Origin of the sequence: Moritella sp. Urea-trap-13 (assembly GCF_002836355.1) — a bacterium.
GTDB lineage: Bacteria > Pseudomonadota > Gammaproteobacteria > Enterobacterales > Moritellaceae > Moritella.
In genome coordinates this window covers 119,836-141,279 of sequence record NZ_PJCA01000037.1, presented here as the reverse complement: position 1 = coordinate 141,279, position 21,444 = coordinate 119,836, and the positions used below count along the sequence as shown (strand labels likewise).

Annotated in this window: 16 protein-coding genes and 8 tRNA genes; 19 read left to right on the top strand and 5 right to left on the bottom strand. The window is 41.5% G+C overall.

All coding sequences use genetic code 11. From position 1 onward, the window contains the following. Nucleotides 1-191: 191 nt before the first annotated feature. On the top strand, nucleotides 192-1,166 hold the full coding sequence (epmA, locus tag CXF93_RS17580; protein ID WP_101063822.1) for an elongation factor P--(R)-beta-lysine ligase: 975 nt from the start codon (nucleotides 192-194) through the stop codon (nucleotides 1,164-1,166). Between the two features lie 109 nt (nucleotides 1,167-1,275). On the opposite strand, the gene mscM is transcribed toward epmA, so the two are convergent. The 4 genes from mscM to rsgA form a co-directional block, all read right to left on the bottom strand. Next, a complete protein-coding gene (mscM, locus tag CXF93_RS17575; protein WP_101063821.1) occupies nucleotides 1,276-4,614 on the bottom strand; it encodes a miniconductance mechanosensitive channel MscM in 3,339 nt (1,112 codons plus the stop codon). Between the two features lie 70 nt (nucleotides 4,615-4,684). Then, nucleotides 4,685-5,542 carry a DMT family transporter gene (locus CXF93_RS17570; RefSeq protein WP_101063820.1) on the bottom strand — a complete coding sequence of 286 codons (858 nt, stop codon included), beginning with the start codon at nucleotides 5,540-5,542 and terminating at the stop codon, nucleotides 4,685-4,687. A 178-nt stretch (nucleotides 5,543-5,720) separates the two neighbouring features. After that, nucleotides 5,721-6,581 carry an archaetidylserine decarboxylase gene (asd, locus tag CXF93_RS17565; protein WP_101063819.1) on the bottom strand — a complete coding sequence of 287 codons (861 nt, stop codon included), beginning with the start codon at nucleotides 6,579-6,581 and terminating at the stop codon, nucleotides 5,721-5,723. A 183-nt stretch (nucleotides 6,582-6,764) separates the two neighbouring features. Continuing rightward, complete coding sequence (gene rsgA, locus CXF93_RS17560) at nucleotides 6,765-7,805, bottom strand: small ribosomal subunit biogenesis GTPase RsgA (RefSeq protein ID WP_017221834.1); 1,041 nt, start codon at nucleotides 7,803-7,805, stop codon at nucleotides 6,765-6,767. Nucleotides 7,806-7,935: 130 nt separating this feature from the next. Here rsgA and orn point away from each other — a divergent pair, with 130 nt between their 5' ends. The 11 genes from orn to CXF93_RS17500 all read left to right on the top strand — a co-directional run bounded on the left by orn (nucleotide 7,936) and on the right by CXF93_RS17500 (nucleotide 12,353). Continuing rightward, nucleotides 7,936-8,502, top strand: a complete 567-nt coding sequence (gene orn / locus CXF93_RS17555; protein WP_101063818.1) for an oligoribonuclease — start codon at nucleotides 7,936-7,938, stop codon at nucleotides 8,500-8,502. A 139-nt stretch (nucleotides 8,503-8,641) separates the two neighbouring features. Beyond that, nucleotides 8,642-8,717, top strand: a tRNA-Gly gene (locus CXF93_RS17550). 33 nt (nucleotides 8,718-8,750) lie between these two features. After that, a tRNA-Gly gene (locus CXF93_RS17545) sits at nucleotides 8,751-8,826 on the top strand. Between the two features lie 72 nt (nucleotides 8,827-8,898). Beyond that, a tRNA-Gly gene (locus CXF93_RS17540) sits at nucleotides 8,899-8,974 on the top strand. 58 nt (nucleotides 8,975-9,032) lie between these two features. Next, nucleotides 9,033-9,108 (top strand) — tRNA-Gly (locus CXF93_RS17535). 58 nt (nucleotides 9,109-9,166) lie between these two features. Next, nucleotides 9,167-9,242, top strand: a tRNA-Gly gene (locus tag CXF93_RS17530). 61 nt (nucleotides 9,243-9,303) lie between these two features. Beyond that, nucleotides 9,304-9,379: transfer RNA gene (locus CXF93_RS17525), tRNA-Gly, on the top strand. Nucleotides 9,380-9,450: 71 nt separating this feature from the next. After that, nucleotides 9,451-9,526, top strand: a tRNA-Gly gene (locus tag CXF93_RS17520). Nucleotides 9,527-9,611: 85 nt separating this feature from the next. Continuing rightward, nucleotides 9,612-9,687 (top strand) — tRNA-Gly (locus tag CXF93_RS17515). A 280-nt stretch (nucleotides 9,688-9,967) separates the two neighbouring features. Beyond that, nucleotides 9,968-10,459 carry a DUF4442 domain-containing protein gene (locus CXF93_RS17505; protein ID WP_101063816.1) on the top strand — a complete coding sequence of 164 codons (492 nt, stop codon included), beginning with the start codon at nucleotides 9,968-9,970 and terminating at the stop codon, nucleotides 10,457-10,459. A 445-nt stretch (nucleotides 10,460-10,904) separates the two neighbouring features. Next, the gene (locus CXF93_RS17500; protein WP_232784249.1) at nucleotides 10,905-12,353 is read left to right on the top strand and encodes a sodium:proton antiporter; all 1,449 of its coding nucleotides are present in this window, start codon (nucleotides 10,905-10,907) and stop codon (nucleotides 12,351-12,353) included. A gap of 74 nt (nucleotides 12,354-12,427) precedes the next feature. Here CXF93_RS17500 and queG read toward each other — a convergent pair whose 3' ends face one another. Then, nucleotides 12,428-13,570, bottom strand: coding sequence for a tRNA epoxyqueuosine(34) reductase QueG (gene queG, locus CXF93_RS17495; protein ID WP_101063815.1), 1,143 nt, complete (start codon nucleotides 13,568-13,570; stop codon nucleotides 12,428-12,430). Between the two features lie 206 nt (nucleotides 13,571-13,776). On the opposite strand from queG, the gene tsaE reads away from it, so the two are divergent. From tsaE to hflK, 7 genes are all read left to right on the top strand, one after another. Next, nucleotides 13,777-14,253, top strand: coding sequence for a tRNA (adenosine(37)-N6)-threonylcarbamoyltransferase complex ATPase subunit type 1 TsaE (gene tsaE / locus CXF93_RS17490; RefSeq protein WP_101063814.1), 477 nt, complete (start codon nucleotides 13,777-13,779; stop codon nucleotides 14,251-14,253). A 1-nt stretch (nucleotide 14,254) separates the two neighbouring features. Further along, nucleotides 14,255-15,604 (top strand): N-acetylmuramoyl-L-alanine amidase, encoded by a 1,350-nt coding sequence (locus tag CXF93_RS17485; RefSeq protein WP_101063813.1) that lies wholly within the window; start codon nucleotides 14,255-14,257, stop codon nucleotides 15,602-15,604. Between the two features lie 7 nt (nucleotides 15,605-15,611). Next, nucleotides 15,612-17,639: a DNA mismatch repair endonuclease MutL gene (gene mutL, locus CXF93_RS17480; protein WP_101063812.1), complete on the top strand. Its 2,028-nt coding sequence runs from the start codon at nucleotides 15,612-15,614 to the stop codon at nucleotides 17,637-17,639. Nucleotides 17,640-17,664: 25 nt separating this feature from the next. After that, nucleotides 17,665-18,555: a tRNA (adenosine(37)-N6)-dimethylallyltransferase MiaA gene (gene miaA, locus CXF93_RS17475; RefSeq protein ID WP_232784253.1), complete on the top strand. Its 891-nt coding sequence runs from the start codon at nucleotides 17,665-17,667 to the stop codon at nucleotides 18,553-18,555. An 82-nt stretch (nucleotides 18,556-18,637) separates the two neighbouring features. After that, nucleotides 18,638-18,880 (top strand): RNA chaperone Hfq, encoded by a 243-nt coding sequence (gene hfq / locus CXF93_RS17470; RefSeq protein ID WP_017221843.1) that lies wholly within the window; start codon nucleotides 18,638-18,640, stop codon nucleotides 18,878-18,880. Nucleotides 18,881-18,939: 59 nt separating this feature from the next. Beyond that, entirely contained in the window at nucleotides 18,940-20,229 is a 1,290-nt protein-coding gene (gene hflX, locus CXF93_RS17465; RefSeq protein WP_101063894.1) for a ribosome rescue GTPase HflX, read from the top strand. 49 nt (nucleotides 20,230-20,278) lie between these two features. Beyond that, entirely contained in the window at nucleotides 20,279-21,442 is a 1,164-nt protein-coding gene (gene hflK / locus CXF93_RS17460; protein WP_101063810.1) for an FtsH protease activity modulator HflK, read from the top strand. Nucleotides 21,443-21,444: the final 2 nt, after the last annotated feature.

Genomic DNA, 21,444 nt, shown 5'->3' with positions numbered 1-21,444 from the left:
AGCGTTAATGAATGATAAAATGCCAGTCTTTTGACTGGCATTTTAGTTTTTGAGAAACTGGTAAATAATTGTTCAAATAAACAGGCTTTATAGCATTAATTAAAGTAAGTCGGTGAGCCGGACGTCTTTAATTAATGCTATGTAGATTATGCATAGCGTTAACGTTTTAAGTTATGGCAACCGGAGTGGATATGAGTGAATTGAATTGGCAACCTAGTGCAAGTTTTACTGCGCTACGTGCTCGGGCTGAAGTATTAAATACTATTCGTGAGTTTTTTGCGAGGCGTGAGGTATTAGAAGTTGATACGCCAGCGCTGAGTCAAGCCGCTGTTACCGATGTACATTTAGATGCATTTAGCACGGTATTTGTTGGCCCTGGTTACAGCCAAGGTCTGTCCTTATATCTGCAAACCTCACCTGAATTCCACATGAAAAGGTTGCTAGCAGCAGGCAGTGGTTGCATTTATCAGATGAGTAAATCGTTTCGTAATGAAGAAGCGGGACGTCATCATAACCCTGAATTCACTATGCTGGAATGGTATCGGATTGGCTTTGATCATTTCCAATTGATGGATGAAATGTCTGAGCTACTCACCCTAGTATTAGGTTCTGGTAAAGAGCAGCGCTTCACTTATCAAAATGCATTTAAACAATTTTTACAGCTAGACCCTTTAACCGCAACGATGGATGAATTACGTCAAGCGGCAAAACCGTACGGGGTCTATGACGTATTAGAGAATGAACCTGATCGTGACACTATTTTACAGCTATTATTTTACGTTGGTGTCGAAAGTCAAATTGGCCAAGACGCACCCTGTTTTATTTATGATTTCCCCGCATCGCAAGCGGCATTAGCGCGCATTAGCCAGCAAGATACACGCGTGGCAGAGCGCTTTGAAGTGTATTTTAAAGGTATTGAATTAGCTAATGGCTTTCATGAGTTAGCTGATGCGAAAGAGCAGTTAAGACGGTTTAAAGCCGATAATGCTAAGCGTAAGACCATGGATTTATCCGAGCAACCTATCGATTATCATTTGATTGATGCGCTTACTGCTGGCTTTCCTGATTGCGCTGGCGTGGCGTTAGGTATTGATCGATTAGTGATGCTGACGGTGGGTGCAAATAGCCTTGATGAGGTTATTGCTTTTCCGACTCCTAGAGCCTAAAAGCAGTCAAAAAATAAAGGACGAGTAGGCTTAGTTATTGAAGCTAAGTCGTATTCATCCTTTCTATCTCTCTTTTTATTCCTATTGCTAGTTCTAGCTCAAGAGCAGCTTATCTTAAGCTGCCTTTCTTCATACTCATGATATGACTGCTATCACTGACTTTAAAACCATCTTTTACGCGTAGGTCGAGTTGCGGTAAGGCAATGCGGATATTATGCTCTTTAAAGACGTGGGTAATACGCGTATTAAGCTCATGGGTCATGGTTAAACGATGACCCATTTCTGATACGTAGCAACGTACTTCAAAGCGTAGTGCATGTGGGGCAAACTCAATAAAGAATACTTCCGGTCCCGGGTTATCAAGGCTTAAACTATTTTCTTCGGCACTTTCTAATAGCAGTTTTGTCACTAGCTCGATATCAGAATCAAATTCAACGCCAATATTAATGATCACACGGGTAATGGAATCGGACAGTGACCAGTTAATAAATTGCTCGGTAATAAATGCTTTATTCGGCACAATGATTTCTTTTCTATCCCAATCGACAATGGTCGTAGCACGGGTTTGAATTTTACTGATGCTGCCGGTTAAATCACGAATGGTCACGGTATCGCCAATACGGATCGGTTTTTCAAATAAGATAATTAAACCAGATACAAAATTCGCAAAAATCTCTTGTAAGCCGAAACCTAGACCGACGGTTAACGCGGCCACTAGCCACTGGGTTTTCGCCCAATCAACCCCTAAGAAGTTAAAGCCGATGACAAAGCCAATCGAGATTGTCATGTATTTGGCTAAGGTGGTGATCGCAAAGCCTGTACCCGGAGAGAGATCTAGATGTTGTAAAATCAACAGTTCGAGCGCACCGGATAAATTACGTATTAATACCAAGGTCAGCACAAAAATAGTGAGGGCTAACAGACAGCTTTTTAACGTGATAGGGTCGATATACTCAACCCCATTTAAGGTGCTGGAAGCATCCCACAAGGTGATGGTATCCAAGAAGATAAACGCACTTTGAATTTCTGACCAGAACAGCGCGTTTAAGGCCATAAATAATAGCGTTAACAAGGTACGCAGCAGACCGAGTGATTGCGCACTAATTTGATCTAAATCGATTTCAGGCTCTTCGATATCAAAATGACTTTCTTGACTCGAATTTTGCCCGCCTTTTTCAACTTCTTTAACACGTTGGGCGATAATGTCGATACGTTTCGCTTTGGCACGCTCAAAGGCAAGGCGACGTTTTTGTAAATGCATGCCACGACGGATCAAGTAATAACTTAATAAAAAGAACAGTCCCATTAACAGTGACGATTCCATCTGTTTTAACAACACTTGGGCGGTATACAAGTAACCCATGATCGCCATGATCGCAGACGCTATTGGTGCGAGAATAAATGCAGACCAAATGGTGTGATGGACAATGTGTGGCTTGTCATTATTCTTTTTCTGATAGGTTAACGGCAGCTTTTCACGATACAAACGGTAATAGAATTGCACCAATGCGCCACAGGTAATGACAAATGCCAGACGGCCGAGCGAACCGTCATAGGCTTGTTCTGGATATTGGTAACAAAGCACTTGGATGATGTATGACGGCCAAGAGATAAAAAACAGCACTTGGTAATAGCCCCAAATCTTAGCAATACGCTCTTTACTAATTTTCAAATGGATCTGTAGTAGGCCTTTATGGCGAGTCAGGTTGTGCATGAACAAATAGATAATTAATAAAAATAGCGAGTCTTGTAAAGCGTGGCCAATATTGACGGCAAACGGGTACTGCCATGCATTTATCAGTAACTCGGTAATGATAAATAGCGTGATAGGTAAGATCAGCGCATCAGCCAGTGAATAAGCTAGATTGCGTAGCGTATAAGCGAACTTATCTTGGGTGACCTTACCTACTTTTGGTGATGTTTCGGCAATATGCTTGGTGAAGTATTTGTTTAAGGGGGCGCGTAAATAAGTCAGTCCTAAAATTAATAATGTCGCTAAGCTTAGTGTTGCTAATGGTGTCGAGAATAAGGCCTGTGGAATGGTAATGCTGTTATCAATTGAGGTGAACCAAAGCATACTCGAAAAGAGCTCGGTAATACTTTGCGTGCCCAGTGAGGGAATACTCGGTACCCAAAATAAATGTTCATCCGCTTGCTGCTTAATTTGTACTAGCGTGTTATTCATCTTGCTATAGCTGACTTTTAGTTTTGCTTGTTCGTAGATATGGTTATCTAAGCTCGAGATCAGCTTGCTGAGTAGCAGGCGACGTAACTTAATAAAGCGTAACAAACTGGCTTGTTCTTCAGCCGTTAGCGCCTTTGTTGTTAATGGTAAACTGTCTAATTGAGTGAGCATTTTTTGATAGCGAAAACGCGCTAAGCGACTTTCGACAATGGCATTTTCTAGTTTTTCTAGTGGCGGTTCACTCGGTAAACTACTTACCTGTGCGCGTAAATTTTCACCAAACGCAGAACTGATTTTAAGCCATTCAACTTGCTCATTAAAGTTAATCAAGGTGTTGGTGAGTGCATCGACTTGTTGGCTAACAGCTTGCTGCTTGTCTTGCATCGTTTCGTTTTTGGCCGAGACAATTTCCAGTGCATTAGACAGTTCTTGGTTGATTTCCAGCTGTAACTGTAAAAAGGGTGAACTAATCAGTGATGAATCATTGATTTGTTTGCTACGGGCAATGGCATCTTCGGTTTCTTTACGTAATATGCTGTTTCGTAACTCGGTCAAAGTGGTGAGATAGAGGCTGACGTCTTTTTGTTCTAATAAGTTTAAACGACGATTGAGCTGGGCTAATTCGCTGCGGTTGCTGGCACTGAGCTGTTCAAGTTCCAGCATTTGGATCTGGTTTGATAGTGATGACTGTTTTATTTGCAGCGAAACCCGTAAGGCTTCTTGCGCATCGGTTAAGCTGATTTCATCGTTACTGTTAGCAACTAATTTATCGTGCTCTTTTTGGATGTTGGTTAATTGACCGCGTAAGTGTTCGATATCAGTCTGAAATGAACTGATCCGAATGCCTATCATGGTGAGTTCGCTACTGCGTGCTTGTTGTTGTTTTTTTAATGCCGTTTGACTGGAATTTTGTCTGGCTATCTCTTGCTCGACTTTATTGACTGGCCAGTTACTGGCGTCAGCAAAGGAGGCTGGTTTGTAGTTGTCTATCTGGGTTTTTAAAGTTTGCGATGTAACAGGATAGTCATCAATAATATTTTGATAATTTTCGGCTGTTTGGCGCGCATGGGTATCTTCGCTTAAATCTTTTAAGGCTTGTTGATAGTACTTGAGCTGTAATTTAATTGAGGGCGTTGGCTCGAGCTCTTCCAGCTGAAAAATGGTGTTATTAAGCTGGGCTTCACCATAACTAAGCTGTGCCTGAACTGGCGTAATAAATAATGAAAATAGAATAAGTAAAATTACATAATTTTTAGTCATCATAATATTTCATAAGTACGGCGCATAATGTCATTGATATTAGAGTCTGTATTATCAATTTACGTTATGGGTACTATTTTTTTCCTGCATGCCAAGTTTCAAAGAGGGCGGCTGAAACAACTAATACGCCTCCAGTGATGGTTGCGGCATTGGGAATTTCACCTAAAAAGGGGATCGCTAGCAAACTACCATAAAGCGGTTGTAAGCAGGCTATAAGCCCCACTGTTTTCGCTTTTAGGTGACGTAATGCTGTAACTAGCAGTGTGTGCGGCATTGCGGTAAAGCAAATTCCTAACACAACTAATAACGTCCAGTTGTCATTATTTATAGCGGCTAAGTTTACACTCAAAAATGGGGAAAGCATACACGCGGTTAATAAAGTTTGATAAAACATTGTGTGGGGGCCGCTGTATTGTGAGAGCTTACGCTTGTAGAGAATGTTTCTTAAGGTAAACAGAAATGCAGAGCTAATACCGCTGATAATACCCAGCGTCACCTCATTTTCTAAAGACAGTTCTGGTACTAATAAACTGATGCCGATTAATACTACAGTGGCCGAGATGATATCCTGACCTTGAATTTTTTCTCGATTAAACAGTGGCTCTAAAAATACCGTCATCACAGGATAAGTGTAGAAGGCAATAAGTCCAATCGCAATGGTCGACAATTGCATGCCTAAGAAAAATGTCACCCAATGCGCGCCCACCAATGCGGCTAATAAGACTGCCCAACCATAGTCACTTAACTTGTTTAATCGCAGCGGCTGTTTGGTTACTTTTAATAATAAACATAAGACGGTCGCGGCTATTACACAACGGATAATGGTGATATCAAGTGCACTTAGTGGAATGAGTTTGGAAAATAATGTGGTGCCACCCAGTAATAGCGTTGCCGAGTGAAGAGCCCATAGGCCTTGTTTACGTTGTTCCATTAATTGCTTACATCCTTGCAACTGCTAGCCAGATCAATTGGCATTATGAGTAATGGTTTTATAGTCGATATTGGTGTTTTGGTTATAGGAGAATTAATTGTCGAATGTTAGCGTGGTGTGGTGAATATAACCCGTTATAGCATGATGTATAACGGGTTAATCGAGCGAACTGACGCGCTTATTTAGCTTTGATTCGAGCGAATGCTTCACCCATCATCGTTGGTGCAGTTGGCTGTAGTTCATCAACAAATTCAATCGCGTCTTTAGCAAACACGGCAACGATAGTTGAACCAAGTTTAAAGCGGCCCATTTCAGCGCCTTTTTCGATAACGATTGGTGCTTGGTTTTCATACGTCCAACGCACGATCTCTTTATTTTTCGATGGTGCAACTGTGCCGTGCCAGATTGTTTCAATGGAAGCAACGATTGTTGCGCCAACTAAGACCATGGCAAACGGACCCACTTCGGTATCAAAGATAGCGATAGCACGTTCGTTACGAGCAAATAAATTCGGTACATTTTGCGCGGTCAGTGGGTTTACTGAAAACAGATCACCCGGCGCAAAAATCATTTCTTTTAACGTACCCGTAATTGGCATGTGAATACGGTGATAATCACGTGGCGATAGATATACCGTGGCAAAGTCACCATCTTCAAATTTGTTGGCTAGTTGACGATCGCCACCTAATAACTCGCAAACACTGTAGTCATGACCTTTAGCTTGGACAATACGACCTTGCGTAATTGGACCCGCTTGGCTTACTGCGCCGTCTACTGGTTGACATAACATGTTGTCGTCAGCATTGATTGGACGTACGCCTTCTTTTAATTCACGGGTAAAGAAGTCGTTAAATGTTTGGAAGTGTGCAGGGTCTGAATGTTTTGCTTCATCCATATTTACATTGTAACGCTTGATGAACCAAGTGATTACATTTGTTGTTACTTTACCGTGCGCGCCGGCTGCGAATAAACCAATAAGACGAGATAAACCGTGTTGAGGAAAGCAGTATTGGGCAATAACTTTAAGCTTGTCTAGCACCTGAGAGCCTCTTAAATAGTTGAATAAGGTAGAATTAACGCCATTGTAACAAGTTTGACTATTGTTGTCAGAATTAGCTGTTGTCAGAATTTACGTAATGAGTTTGAGCAGATAATCGTTACCTTGCTATTTGTAGCAGCAAGATAACCTTGATTATATTTTTTATTACGTCATGAGCGCGTGTTATTTACGCACTGGAACATGACGCGTTGGGCGATTATCTAACATGGTTTCTAATATACGCAGGTAGTTATCAAAGCGTACTTTTTTGATCTTACCTTGTTTTATCGCATCTTGTAGTGCACAACCTGGGTCGTTTTTATGCTTACAATCGCGGAAACGACATTCACCTAAGAAATCGCGGAACTCGATAAAGCCGTTCGCGATCTCTTCTGGTTTCATGTGCCACAACGAGAATTCACGTACCCCTGGTGAATCAATTAAATCACCACCTGATGGAAAGTGATATAAACGCGCAGTCGTTGTTGTGTGGGTACCCAGACCGGATTTTTCTGATACATCACCCACCTCGACATCTAGTTCAGGCATTAATGCATTCACTAGTGATGATTTACCTACGCCTGATTGACCAACAAAGATAGTGGTATTATCTTTTAATAGGTGTTGCAACTCAGATAAGCCTTTACCTTCGAGAGATGATACTTGCCATACTTCATAGCCGATATCACGGTAAGTTTGTAGTTGTCTGTTAATGGTAAATAATTCATCAGTGGTTAATAAATCAATTTTGTTTAATAAGATCACTGGACGAATTTTTACATCTTCAGCAGCAACGATATAGCGGTCGATAATATTAGTTGAGAATTCTGGCACTACAGAGGATACGATCACAATTTGATCAATATTGGCAGCGATAGGTTTAATACCATCGTAGAAATCAGGACGTGTTAACACGGTTCTGCGTTCGTGTACTGCTTCGATAATACCAGAAATTCCTTGCAGCTGTTCATTACCTAAGCGCCAAACAACACGGTCACCCGTTACTAAGCTCGCAATAGAACGACGTAGATTACAACGGTGAATGATACCATCCTCAGCTTCTACATCCGCATGTTGACCAAAGCGGCTAATGACCACACCTTCTTGCTTTTTGCCGAGAAGAGAGTCATCCCATTCTTTTGTATCTGGCTTTTCTAGACGTTTAGTCTGGTTGCTACGTACACGACGTATTTGACCTTGGGTTAGATGTTTCTTTTTAGCCACGGGTAATTTAATTCCTGAGTTGTAACAACACGTATTGTAGTACAGCTGTTGCTGAACATCGCATTTCGAGGTCGATAAGGTATAATAACCTTAAACATACGATTACACGACAACTATTAGGATTTCCTCTATGCAACTTGCCGACAATACCGCGCAATTTAATGAAAATAATTTAGTTTGGATTGACTTAGAAATGACAGGTCTTGATCCAGAAAAATGTCTGATCATTGAAATTGCCACTATCGTTACCGATAGTGAATTAAATATTCTTGCAGAAGGACCTGTATTAGCGATTCATCAAGATAAAACAGAACTTGATAAGATGGATGACTGGTGTACAACCCACCATACCAATTCAGGTCTGGTTAAACGCGTATTAGCGAGTGAAGTGACTGAAAAAGAGGCGGTTGCACAAACGCTAGCGTTCTTACATAAATGGGTACCTGCAGGTAAATCACCATTATGTGGTAATAGTATTGGTCAGGATCGACGCTTTTTGGTTAAGTACATGACGGATTTAGATGATTATTTCCATTACCGAAATGTTGATGTAAGCACGATTAAAGAATTAGGCCGTCGTTGGTGCCCTGAGGTTGTAGCGAGTTTTCACAAGCAAGGTTTGCATTTAGCATTGGATGATATTCGTGAATCAATCGGCGAATTACAGCATTATCGTCAACATATGTTTAAAATTTAAGCGCTGACACGACTGGTTAGATAATTTTACGACCTTATAGTTGAAACATTCGGCGATATAAGGCTTTTTTATAATAAAGCCTTGGTCTAGGCTTGCAAAAACCAGTCGGATCTATATAATTCGGCACCTAAGATACGAAGCGGTACTAGCTCAGTTGGTAGAGCGCAACCTTGCCAAGGTTGAGGTCAAGAGTTCGAGCCTCTTGTACCGCTCCAATCTTTTCTTAGAATAAAAAGTAGAATACCAAAGCGGTACTAGCTCAGTTGGTAGAGCGCAACCTTGCCAAGGTTGAGGTCAAGAGTTCGAGCCTCTTGTACCGCTCCAAATTCAGATTTGTTTGAATGTTAATTCACTCGAATGAATCGAATAGTTACTGAAACTTTAAATCAGACAGATGCGGTACTAGCTCAGTTGGTAGAGCGCAACCTTGCCAAGGTTGAGGTCAAGAGTTCGAGCCTCTTGTACCGCTCCAATCTTCTGATCACACCAATGATTAGGAGATAAGTTGAGAAACTATAAATCACAATGAAGCGGTACTAGCTCAGTTGGTAGAGCGCAACCTTGCCAAGGTTGAGGTCAAGAGTTCGAGCCTCTTGTACCGCTCCAATCTTCTTATCACACCAATGATTAGAAGATAAGTTGAGAAACTATAAATCACAATGAAGCGGTACTAGCTCAGTTGGTAGAGCGCAACCTTGCCAAGGTTGAGGTCAAGAGTTCGAGCCTCTTGTACCGCTCCAATTTCTTTCTTCATACCATGACGAAAGAGATACAGTTCCTGAAACTTTAAATCAGACAGAAGCGGTACTAGCTCAGTTGGTAGAGCGCAACCTTGCCAAGGTTGAGGTCAAGAGTTCGAGCCTCTTGTACCGCTCCAAATTCAGATTTGTTTGAATGTTAATTCATTCGAGTGAGTCGAATAGTTGCGAAACTTTAAATCAAAATGAAGCGGTACTAGCTCAGTTGGTAGAGCGCAACCTTGCCAAGGTTGAGGTCAAGAGTTCGAGCCTCTTGTACCGCTCCAAATTTATTAGTATTTGAAAATAAAATGTCTTTCTTCAGACCATGACGAAAGAGATACAGTTCCTGAAACTTTAAATCAGACAGAAGCGGTACTAGCTCAGTTGGTAGAGCGCAACCTTGCCAAGGTTGAGGTCAAGAGTTCGAGCCTCTTGTACCGCTCCAATTTTTCCCCTTATAATTTCTTCGTGTATAACATTTTTTACTATCTCTCCTTATTACCTTCATTATTATAAAATCCAAAATCCAAAATCCAAAATCCAAAATCCAAAATCCAAAATCCAAAATCCAAAATCCAAAATCCAAAACTTTATAGCCACTAATTTTTATCCTATGTCATTTAGACCAATTTCACTTATTTATTAAATGCTATAGTGCTTAGTCACTTACGGCTTTGATAAGCTAAGTATTTGTTTTGGAACCTACTATAATCTCAAGGATTGACATGAAAGCGGATAATAAACTCAGTAAAATCGTTAAGAAAGTAACGCTACTGCCAAAAGGTTGCCATGCACCGGCATTGTCTTTGGTGTTTGGTAAGGTGATTAAATTTGCCGGTACCTCAAAAGTACGTGTCGAAAAGTTAGATTTTTCCGGCTCTAAACTGAGCTTAAAAAATCGTAAACGCGTACAGAATCACATTGGTGGCGTGCATGCTGCGGCGATGGCATTATTGGGTGAGTCGGCAACTGGTTTTCTAATCGGTATGCATGTACCTGATAACCGTATTCCATTATTAAAAAATATGAATATTGATTATGTTCGCCGTGCTGCAGGTGATTTAACGGCGGTAGCGTCATTAACCGATGAGCAGATCAATCATATTCGTAATACCGAGAAAGGTGATATCTCTGTACCGGTTGTTATCACCGATAGTGAAGGCAATGAACCGATTAAAGCCGAATTTATTTGGGCTTGGGTACCGAAAAAACGTTAATTTACCATTTTTGTATACCGAAACGACTGTGACGTAAGCCTTGCGGTAACGCGCGAAAGATGACGTAAAATAAGTGGTTTCGGTATCACTCTATCATCACATTTCTTTGCTATCCTTATTTATTACCACGTCTTTTTTCCTGCCTGTCTTCAGCAAATGTAGTTACTTTTATAAAATTAAACGGTCGACATAAACGCTAATTTTTATATTAAATTGTGGTTATCAATTAAATTACGACGTTTTAATAAAAACCTTGTGACTACGGTTAACTATATAATAGTAGGTATGTTTTTAGATGTTGTTTGGATTAAATACTCTATTCATTGTTAGTTGCTAACCATATTACTGAAAGAACTTGATTTTTATAGTTAACAAGAACATTGTGTAGCTCGTAAAAATAATCTTCAATTAATCTAATCAAATTTACTTCAATCAGGGGTGTGGCATGTCGGTATACAGTACCTTATGTTTTCTCGCTGCAGTTGCCATTTTCATTGCGTTTATTAATAGCAAAATTGGCAAGATGCAAACAACAATTGCGATAACCGCGGGATCAATAATACTGTCTTTAGGTATTGTGATTGCAGGTCAAAGCGGTTGGTTTCATTTAGAAGCAATCGCCACAGAGCAATTAAATAGTATCAACTTTGAAAGCTTTTTATTAAAAGGCATCTTAGGCTTCTTATTATTTGCTGGCGGTTTAGGTATCAAGTTAGCGCACATGCGAGACCAGAAATGGGAAATCACTGTGTTAGCGCTGGTTGCGACGTTATTCTCAACCGCCTTTATCGGTGGGGTGTTATGGGGATTCTGTCAACTTGTTGGTATTCCCTTAGACTTCATTTATTGCCTACTGTTTGGTGCGCTTATTTCACCGACGGATCCGATCGCGGTACTGGCTATTGTCAAGAACCTCGATGCTCCACAGCGAATTTCAACGCAAATCGAAGGTGAATCATTGTTCAATGATGGCTTTGGTTTAGTGATTTTTATGACGCTGTTTACCGTCGCCTTTGGTAGTGAAGCGCCGACTGTTAGCAGTGTGACCCAGTTATTCTTGCATGAAGCGATTGGTGGCATCATCTATGGCCTTGCGCTTGGTTTAGTATTCCATTATTTAATCAGTTCGACTAACGATCACTCGATGGAGCTGTTGTTGACGATTGCTATTCCAACCGCGGGTTATGTATTTGCTGACGTGATCCATGTGTCTGGTCCATTAGCTATGGTTGTTGCCGGTATCATGATTGGTAACTGGACGCGTCAAAAAGGTTTTTCACCAGAAAGTGAGTACCACTTGGATCACTTCTGGGAACTGGTCGATGAATTCCTCAATGGTATTCTATTCTTACTGATTGGTATGGCGATGTTGTTATTTAGCTTCCATGAAGAAGATTGGATCTTGATGGTCTTTGCGATCCCTCTGGTATTAGTAGCGCGTTATTTAAGTGTCAGATTCTCTTATTTATTCTTTAACCGCTTTCGCAGTTACAACCCATTTGCAGTGCGGATCCTGACGTGGGGTGGTTTACGTGGCGGTTTAGCGCTGGCGATGGCGTTGGCTATTCCAGCTGGGGTATTTATTATTCCAGAGAAGAATATCGATGTACGAGAAATTATTCTGGTGATGACGTATTCGGTTGTGGTGTTCTCTATTTTGGTGCAAGGCTCAAGTATTACTGGCTTGATCCATAAAGCAAAAGCATGGGAAGCACAGCAGCTGGTTAATGCGACTACGGAAAGCAATGCTACTGTGGAAACTGTGGAAACTGCGGTTACTGAGAAAAGCCATGCTGTAGTGGAAAGTGCTGTAGCGGAAAGTACAGTGGTAGAAAAAACGGCTAGCGGTGCTGACGACAGTATTGATACTGGGGTTGATAAAACCGACAAGTAAGCGACAAAGCTATAAACGCTAAAGCGCGTAGGGGACTGTCCTCTACGCGCTTTTTGTTATCGTCTCATTAATGTTTATGCATCGCGTGGTAGGGCTTTTTCCACCATGCGAATTAATTTATCTTTGGTCTTATCTATTTGTAATACCGGAATAATACTACCTGCCTTGGTTTGCTGTTGTTGCAGTGCCCAAGTGATATGCTCTTGGACCATGGCGGTTGTTTCCCCAAACTTGGCTTCTAAAGCGGCGACGATCTCTGCTGAATAGGCCGCGTTACCCAAAGCCACAGAAATATTACGTAACCAACGCTCGTGGCCAATACGACGGATCGGCGAGCCTTCTGTTTGTTTTAAGAAGTAAGTTTCATTCCACGCATATAGGGTTAATAATGCTGGTGAGTGTAAGTTAGATCTAGGGTGAAAGTCTTTTTCGCCAGTAATCGCGGCAAATCGATTCCATGGGCAGATCAACTGACAATCATCACAACCATAGATTCGATTACCAATTAACGCTCTATATTGTTCCGGTATCGGGCCGAACAGTTCAATCGTAAGGTAAGAAATACAGCGATTTGCATCAACGCTATAAGGTGCGACAATCGCTTGGGTTGGACAAATCTGTAAACATGCGGTGCATTTACCACATTGATTTTCAATTGGTTTATCAACGGGTAATGGCAGGTTTATTAATATTTCACCAAGGAAAAACCACGAGCCAGCTTCTTTATTTAAAATTAATGAATGTTTACCTGTCCAACCTAAGCCGGCTTTTTCAGCTAAAGGACGTTCTAATAATGGTCCGGTATCGACAAAAGGTCTAGCATCAAGGGTTTCACAATGCTCGCTGATCTTGTCGCCTAAATGTTTCAGACGTTTACGCACAATTTTATGGTAATCACGACCAAGCGCGTAACGGCTAATGTAACCTTTATCTTTTTGCTTTAAGGTTGTCGCCATCAGTGCATCGGGTGGCAGGTAATCCATGCGCACAGAGATAACACGAATAGTGCCGGGATAAAGTTCTTCTGGATGTGTTCGCATGCTACCGTAACGTGACATATAATCCATGTCGGCGTGATAACCGTTATCCAACCAGGTTTGAAAATGGGGTTCGTAGGTGGATAAATCAGTATCAGCAATACCGACTTGTTGAAAACCAAGTTCTGCCCCCCAGGCTTTAATTTGCTGCGTAAGTTGTTGATAGTCTATAGGAGGCATGGTTTATTATCTGTCTATTAGTAAATTGAGGTAAAGTTTATCATATTGTGGTTTTCTTTGGGCTCGACAATTTGTAGAATCTACATACCCGTCCAGTTTTACAAGTGAATGTCTTCACGCTGAGATATTTGCTGTGCGGGGATGAGTGAGTGGTTAGCATAACTCGATATAGCGTTTTATTTTAATGTTTAAGGTAGTTAAATTAGATGACAAATACAGTAAAAGTTTTCCTAGCAGACGAATCTGAAACCGTTGCTTTTGGTGCGAGCCTTGCGCGTTTATGCGATAGTGCCACGACCATTTTTTTACACGGTGATTTAGGCGCGGGTAAAACGACACTCAGCCGTGGTTTTGTACAAGCACTGGGTCATCAAGGTAATGTGAAAAGCCCTACTTATACATTGGTTGAACCGTATGAATTAGCTGATTGGAATGTTTATCACTTTGACCTTTATCGTCTAGCTGATCCCGAAGAATTAGAATTCATGGGTATTCGTGACTATTTTACCGATAATTGCCTGTGTTTAGTTGAATGGCCACAACGTGGTGAAGGTTTCTTACCTGTCGAAGATTTGAAAATTACGCTTACTTATGTTGATGAACAACGCGAAGTCGTTGTTGAAGGCGTTAGTGAATTAGGTGCAACGCTGGTTAATAAACTCGCCAATATAAATGTAGGATAAGATGTTTAAACGGATTTTATTATTGAGCATGGTATTTCTGTGCTTTATGCCATTAAGTTATGCTGCCAATTCGGTTACGGCTATTCGGATTGTTGAGCATGCGGACAAAACACGGATTGTTTTTGATCTGGCCAAAAAACCGTTATTTAATCTTTATGACCGCCATAAAAAAACACAAATCGTGGTAGATTTAGCCGGTACGCGTAACCTTGCTAATATTAGTCGATTAGCTAAATTAAGCAGTAATATCACTCGAGTTGAGCAGGCTAAGTCGGCTAAATCCAGTGATTTACGGATTATTTTCCACTTGGCTAAACCGATTCATTACCGCTTTTTTGAATTAGCGGGCAGCAAAACGGCTAAAAACAGGATCGTGATTGACCTACCGGTTAAACCGACGAAATCAGCCAAACCAGTGGTAAAGCAAAGCAATCCTATCATCGTAAAAAAAACCATTAAAAAAGCCGTGGTTAAACACCCGCGCAGGGATGTGATTATTGCCATTGATGCCGGCCACGGGGGGAAAGACCCTGGTTCGATAGGGTTTAAAAAGTTTGTTGAAAAAGACATTAACTTGGCGATTGCTAAGAAGACCGTGGCGATTTTAAATAAGAAAAAAGGCATTAAAGCGGTATTGATCCGTAAAGATGACCGCTACATATCGCTGAATGAACGTTCGGCCATTGCGCGTAAGTACAAAGCTGAATTGTTAGTATCTGTGCATGCTGATGGTTTTACCTCATCACAACCATCAGGTGCGTCAACGCTGATCTTGTCGCAAGGTCGGGCGAATTATGAGTTTAAGAAAAATCTGCGTAATGATAATGTCGATGGTTTGTTAGGCGGCGTAGGTGATGCCATTAAAAATAGCGATGATGATGATGATTTGCAGTACATGTTCCTTGATCTTGGCCAGCAATATTCCCAAGGTGCAGGGTATAACGTCGCCTCATTGATCCATCATGAACTCGCTAAAGTGACGGGCATGCATAAATCTAAACCGTACGAGCAAAGTTTGGCGGTATTAAAATCGCTGGATATACCTTCACTCTTGGTGGAAGCAGGTTTTGTCACCAACTATCGAGAAGGTAAGAAGTTAACCACGAGCAGCCATCAGTATAAAATTGCTAACGCCATTGCTCAAGGGAGCTATTTGCATTTTCGTAATGCACCGCCAAAAGATACTTACTTAGCGTACATGAGAAATAGCACGCATATTGTGACCAAAGGCGAATCACTTTCTGTTATTGCTAGCAGTTATGGAACATCGGTGACACGTATTAAACAGTTAAATAATTTAACCAAGAATACCGTGTTTATTGGCCAGAAATTGAAAATACCAACGAGTTAGGTGTGTCATGAAAATTCAAATTTTACCGCCCCGATTAGCCAACCAAATCGCGGCTGGTGAGGTGGTAGAACGCCCTTCATCGGTCGTTAAAGAGCTTGTTGAGAACAGTATTGATGCTGGCGCAACGCGTATCGACATTAATATTGAAAAGGGGGGCGCCAAGCTGATCCGTATTCGTGATAATGGTTCAGGGGTAGATAAAGACCAACTGGGTTTGGCATTGAGTCGTCATGCCACCAGTAAGCTTGCAACCTTGGATGATCTTGAAGCGATTGATAGTCTTGGTTTTCGTGGTGAAGCGTTAGCGAGTATCAGTTCTGTTTCTCGGCTTACCTTTACCTCGCGCACTAAAGCCCAAACCGAAGCATGGCAAGCCTATGCTGAAGGCCGTGATATGCAAGTACAGGTGAAACCTGCTGCGCATCCGATTGGTACTACGGTTGAAGTGATTGATTTATTTTTTAATACGCCAGCCCGCCGTAAGTTTTTACGTACGGATAAGACCGAATTCAATCATATTGATGAATTGGTTAAACGAATTGCATTAAGCCGCTTTGACTTACAGGTCACCTTGAAGCACAACGGTAAAGTTATCCGCAGTTATCGACCTGCGAGTACTATCGAGCAACAAGAGCGCCGTGTCGCCAGTATTACCAGCAACAACTTCATGGCTAATTGCATGGCGTTGAATTGTGAGCACGATGATATTAAATTATGGGGCTGGGTAGGTTTACCCCATGATAATGCGCCGATGGATGTGCAATACAGCTATGTGAATGGCCGTATGATGCGCGATAAGCTGATTAACCATGCATTGCGTCAGGCTTATGAAGAAGCCACTGGTATCGCCGCGCCACCGGCTTATGTGTTGTTTATTGAAGTATCGGTGCGCGAAGTGGATGTTAATGTCCATCCGGCTAAACATGAAGTCCGTTTTCACCAAGCACGTTTGGTGCATGACTTTATTTTCCAAGGTGTGTTTAAAGCTATCTCAGAAGGCATTAGTCCATCAATGCCTGCGGCGGCGTTACCGGTTCAGGAAATGATAAGTTACCCTGGACAAGCTGAACCATCTGCCAATGCTCACGTTGTTGAGGATTCGGCTCAAATGGAGATTACTGACAGTGCGGACTATGGTGCTAATGCTAATGTAAGCACAAGTGCCTATGTCGGTACACCTGTTAGTGTTCCTGCTAGTACTATGCCGATGCAAAAACAGCATGGTTACGGTGTCACTGATGCTGGCAGTAGTAATGCCAAGTCATCGGGTTACGCACCGCCGCGCTATATGCATGATGGGCCTTCAGCAGGTGCTATCAAGCAATACAATCACTTGTTACAGCCGACTAAGGCCGAAGTTGCCCAATTGCAGCAAGCGTCTAGAAACAGCGCTGCAGAAAACAGTCATCAAGGGCGTCAAACGCGTGCGAATAGGCCATCGATTGAGCAGCCCGTTGCACGGGTGAAATTACTGAGCTTACTCAGCGATAATTACTTATTAGTGCAAGATGATGAAGCCTTGTTGCTGGCTGATGTACAGGCAATGTGGCAAGTAAACTGCAAAATGCAATTGCTAGCGACGTGGGAACAAGGGGTTATATCGCAACCACTGTTATTGCCCATATCGATTAAATTAGACAAAAACTTTGTTGAAACCGCAAAAAAGCAGCAAAATTTGCTTAATCGGCTAGGGTTGGAGTTGAATTATAGCAATTCCGCCACCATTATCGTTAGAAAGGTACCAGCACAATTACGCCAAGCGAACTTATCTGCTGTGTTACCTGAGTTATTGCAACAGATAGTCCATCTATCCGAACAGGCTACCGCCTCGGATGTTGCGCCCTTGTGTCATTGGCTTGCAATACAAGGTAGTCACGGATTGACCAAATTTAGTTGGGAACAAGCGACTCAAATATATAGCCAATTTATCGAACAGGATAACTGTGTACAACAGCAATATCGTTCTAAACTATTTGAGAAAATTGACTATATGTCGGTAATAGAGAGATTTAACCGTGACTCAACAGCAAACTAAACCATTACCAAAAGCAATTTTTTTAATGGGGCCAACAGCGTCAGGTAAAACTGATCTTGCTATTGAGTTAACAAAAAACCTGCCATGTGAAATTATCAGCGTAGATTCAGCGTTAATTTATAAAGGTATGGATATTGGTAGTGCGAAACCTACCGCGGCAGAACTTGCCGAGGCGCCGCATCACTTAATTGATATTATTGATCCTGTAATGAGTTATTCGGCAGCTGATTTTCGTGAAGATGCATTAAAACATATGCAAGCGATCACAGATGCAGGAAAAATACCGCTACTTGTTGGCGGCACTATGCTTTATTTTAAAGTACTGCTTGAAGGTTTATCTCCGGTACCAACATCTGTGCCAGAGATTAGACAGGCCATTGAAGCGGAAGCAAAATTACGTGGCTGGGAATCATTACATCAAGAATTAGCTTTGTATGATCCAGAATCAGCAGCACGTTTACATCATAATGATGCACAACGTGTTTGCCGTGCGGTTGAAGTTTATCGTTTAACGGGTAAGTCATTAACAGAGCTTACCCAACAAAAAGGCGAGTCATTGCCTTATGATGTCACTCAGTTTGCTATTGCACCAACTGACAAAGCTGTGCTGCATGAACGTATCGAACGTCGTTTTAAATTGATGATCGCAGCAGGTTTTGAAGACGAAGTTAAAGGCTTACATCAACGCGATGATTTACATCTTGATTTACCCTCAATGCGTTGTGTAGGTTATCGTCAGATGTGGGAATACCTTGATGGCAACATGGACCATGATGAAATGGTGTTCCGTGGCGTTGTGGCAACAAGACAACTGGCAAAGCGTCAAATGACGTGGTTAAAAAGTTGGAACGATCTAACCTGGTTAGACTCCAAAGCAGATGACAATTTAGAAAAAGTTTTATTATCAGTTGGCTAGAGCCTATTTTTAAGCTGTATACTGGTAATTATTGGTTATATTTTCATTATAATAAAAATCTAATTTTAAAAGGAAACTATTGATGGCTAAGGGACAATCATTACAGGACCCGTTTTTGAATGCATTACGTCGCGAACGGATTCCTGTGGCAATTTATTTAGTTAACGGTATTAAGTTGCAAGGGCAAATCGAGTCATTTGACCAATTTGTTATTTTGTTAAAAAATACAGTCAGTCAAATGGTATATAAACATGCCATTTCAACTGTTGTACCGGCGCGTCCACTGCAACACGGTCTCCAACCTGAAAGTGAAAGTGATAAATAAATTTTTGAAATTTAAACTAAAAAATCTTGTGGGTCATATACTCATAGGGAGTCGTGAAGTTGTTTGATCGCCATGAAGCTGGTGAACGTGCCATATTAGTACACGTTAACTTTAATGATGAAGATAACCGAGAAGATCTGCATGAATTAGAAATGCTGGTTTCTTCTGCTGGTGTTAATTCGTTATCTGTCGTAACTGGTGCACGTTCAAGACCACACCCTAAATATTTTGTTGGTTCAGGTAAAGCAGAAGAAATTGCAGAAGCTGTAAAGCTTTATAATGCAGATATTGTTATCTTTAATCACGCCTTAGCACCACGTCAAGAACGTAACTTAGAAGCGTTAATTGAATGTCGTGTGGTTGACCGTACTGGTTTGATTTTAGATATATTTTCTCAACGTGCCCGAACCCATGAAGGTAAATTACAAGTTGAATTAGCGCAACTGCGCCACATGTCGACCCGATTAATTCGTGGTTGGACGCATTTAGAACGCCAAAAAGGCGGTATCGGTATGCGTGGTCCTGGTGAAACTCAGCTGGAAACAGATCGCCGTTTATTACGCGTTCGTATGGACAGTATTTTACGTCGTTTAGGTAAAGTTGTAACCAAGCGTGACCAAGGCCGTCGTATGCGTAAGCGTCGTGAAATACCGACAATTTCGTTAGTGGGTTATACTAATGCTGGTAAATCAACGCTGTTTAATCGTTTAACTAATTCTGAAGTGTATGCGGCAGACCAATTGTTTGCGACGTTAGATCCAACACTACGCCGTATTGCGGTTGCTGATGTTGGTGAAGTGGTGTTAGCGGATACGGTTGGTTTTATTCGTCATCTACCGCATGATTTAGTTGCGGCTTTTAAGGCGACTTTAACGGAAACTCGAGAAGCAGATCTACTTTTACATGTAATTGATTGTGCAGATGAAAGTATGCGCGGTAATATCATTGAAGTAAATTCGGTATTAACAGAGATCGATGCGGGTGAAGTACCTGTATTGATGGTATATAACAAAGTTGATAAGCTTGACGATGGTCGTTGTCGTATTGATTATGATGATGAAGGTAAGCCTGTTAACGTATGGTTATCGGCAATGTCAGGCGAAGGTACTGAGTATTTATATCAAGCATTGTCGGAATTACTGGCGAGTACCATGAAAGTGGTTAAGTTACAGTTACCCGCAATGCAGGGTAATATTGTAAGTCATCTATATAATCTCGATTGTATTGAACATGAAGCGTTTGCTGAAAATGGTGACTGGCTACTCGACATTAGAATGACTATGATTGACTGGCAGCGTTTGAAAAAGCACAAATGTAATAACATTGAAGATTTCATCCTTCAGCATTAGGCTGATATAATTAATATTTTCCCGAAACTATCTGGTAATGGAGATGCAAATGGCTTGGAATGAGCCCGGAAATGGCGGTAATAAAGATCGCGACCCTTGGGGACAAAAAGGGAAAGAGCAGGGACCCCCTGATCTTGACGAAGTATTTAAAAAGCTAACCAGCAAGTTTGGTGGCGGCAAAGGCGGTAAGTTTTCAGGAGGTGCTAACTTTAATAAAGTAGGTGTTTCTCTAGTACTTGGTGTACTTGCGGTTATCTGGGTGGTCAGTGGTTTCTATACGATCAAAGAAGCTGAACGTGGCGTGGTATTACGTTTCGGTCAGTATTCTCAAACGGTTGAACCGGGTTTATCTTGGTTACCAACGTTTGTTGATCGCGTAATCCCTGTTGACATAAAGAGTATTCGCTCTATGCCTGCATCTGGTTCAATGTTAACTAAAGATGAAAACGTTGTTGATGTAAAAATGGATATTCAATATCTGGTTATCAACCCACGTAATTATTTATTTAGTGTAACAAATCCGGATGATAGCTTACATCAAGCTATCGATAGTGCATTACGTTTTGTTGTCGGTCATACGACAATGGATGACGTGATCACTACGGGTCGTGAAGTGGTACGCCAAAGTACTCGTGAAAACATTGAAACGATTATTGATGCTTACGACATGGGTATTCAGCTTGTTGACGTCAACTTCTTGTCTGCACGTCCACCGGAAGCAGTTAAAGATGCATTCGATGATGCGATTGCGGCACAAGAAGATGAACAACGTTATATTCGTGAAGCTGAAGCGTATGCACGTGCCATTGAACCATCAGCACGTGGTCAAGTGAAACGTATTGAGCAAGAAGCTGAAGCTTATCAACAACAAGTTTCGCTAAAAGCACAAGGTGAAGTGGCACGTTTCGAAAGTCTATTGCCACAGTATAACCTTGCGCCTGAAGTAACGCGTCAACGTTTATATCTAGAAACAATGGAAGAGGTTTATTCAAATACAACGAAAGTTGTGGTTGATACTAAAGGTACTGGCAACATGCTTTATCTACCATTAGATAAGATCATGAGTGCTAACGCTACTGAGACTAAACCGGTACGTTCGGAAAACTCAGTATCAGCACCGCAACAACCAGCGAAATCTAATAACCGTTATCAGTATCCAGATACGAATAATACTAATGTTCGTCCTGATCGTTATAACACAGGGAGAAACTAAGC